Annotated in this window: 1 protein-coding gene; it reads right to left on the bottom strand. The window is 58.3% G+C overall.

Features of this window, described 5'->3' with window-relative positions; all coding sequences use genetic code 11:
• Positions 1 to 325 precede the first annotated feature (325 nt).
• Positions 326 to 763, bottom strand: a 438-nt coding sequence (gene traW / locus ALO64_RS20595; protein ID WP_157058684.1) for a conjugal transfer protein TraW, incomplete at its 5' end; no start/stop codon positions are given.

The following is a 763-nucleotide window of genomic DNA, read 5'->3' as shown; positions in this document are numbered from 1 at the left end:
CACGATTGCCAGACCGCCTGCGCTCATCATCAGGAACCACCAGCCAACCTGAATGCGCCTGAAATTGGTATGCAGCTGCTCCGGTGTCTTGCCGGACAGCGCTACGGCACGACTCCAGTCCAATGACTCAGCCGGCGTTTTTTCTCTATTGAGTAGAGTCCACGCCTGTTGAAGCCGGCCTACACCGGGTTTAACACCTCGGCGATAAAGCACTGCCAGGTCCGAAAATGGGTTGAGAATGGACAGGCCGACACTGCCCGCTTGCCTTAACGGGGTACGGGGCTTTTTGTCCTCCTGTGCGGCTCCTGACTCAGTCTGCGATTGATCAGTTTTCATGTGCGGTCACCCCCGAACTCATTTTTGCTCCCAGTTCCTGAAGCTGCGGAACGTATTTGGCGTCTGCCGCCAGGGCCAGTTGCTGGCCGGCAATGATGTTGGCCTGACGTTGGTCGTTTTTGAGTCCCAACTGCAGCCAGTTGCCCAGGCTCTTCACGCGCACCAATTCACGCATCAGGTTGTCTCCGCTCAGGGCCTGAAGGTCGGTTTCATAGGCGGTATTGGCATAGCGCCTGCCCACTTCGAAAGCCTCGAACTCGCGCTCGCTCATCACCCCGGTGCGTTGTGCTTGCTGGCTGCCCGTTGAAACGAAGTACTCCGCCGCTGACGGATTCTGTAGCGCCTCTTGCAATGCCTCCTGTGTGGCCGGATTGGCCTGACTGGCGGCGATGATGTCCAGCTGCGGTTGAGTCGCGGCGCTCTGAAA

Source organism: Pseudomonas meliae (genome assembly GCF_001400515.1).
Classification (GTDB): domain Bacteria; phylum Pseudomonadota; class Gammaproteobacteria; order Pseudomonadales; family Pseudomonadaceae; genus Aquipseudomonas; species Aquipseudomonas amygdali.
Note: the sequence above shows the minus strand (reverse complement) of the source record. Positions and strands in the feature narration are given on the sequence as shown.